The sequence below is a fragment of the Mesorhizobium sp. M8A.F.Ca.ET.165.01.1.1 genome, from assembly GCF_004792065.1.
In the GTDB taxonomy this organism is placed as follows: Bacteria; Pseudomonadota; Alphaproteobacteria; order Rhizobiales; family Rhizobiaceae; genus Mesorhizobium.
The window spans coordinates 1-348 of the sequence record NZ_SRTH01000130.1 but is presented as its reverse complement, the minus strand read 5'-3'; the positions used below and the strand labels follow the sequence as shown (position 1 = coordinate 348).

The 348-nt window shown below is 60.9% G+C and carries 1 protein-coding gene; it reads right to left on the bottom strand.

Features of this window, described 5'->3' with window-relative positions; translation table 11 throughout:
• A partial coding sequence (locus EN808_RS35415) for a GntR family transcriptional regulator (RefSeq protein WP_135918239.1) occupies window positions 1–262 on the bottom strand: 262 nt, incomplete at its 3' end.
• Window positions 263–348 lie beyond the last annotated feature (86 nt).

The window sequence follows — 348 nt, the reverse complement described above, 5'->3', positions numbered from 1 at the left end:
TAGGCCGGACGCGCGCGCCCCTGTTGGGGGCAAAGATGACAAAGCCCTCGCCGCGCAGCAGCTGAAGGGCCTCGCGCACGGGGTTGGTCGAAGTGCCGTGACGGCGGGCGAGATCAGTGACCACAAGCCGCTCATTGGCGGCGAGCCGCCCCTCGATGATGTCTTCCCTGATCAGTTGATAAAGCGAGGCGCCCTCGCTGGAGGCTCCGAGAGTGTCAATCCCCTCGGGGGGCTCTGCTTTGAAATCGCTTGCTTCGGCCAAGGCCCCACTCCCCTGGGTTAATACACTCTCTATCCGACTATCACGCAAAGTTTCGATAAACAATGTACGATCTAGCGCGTTGACAG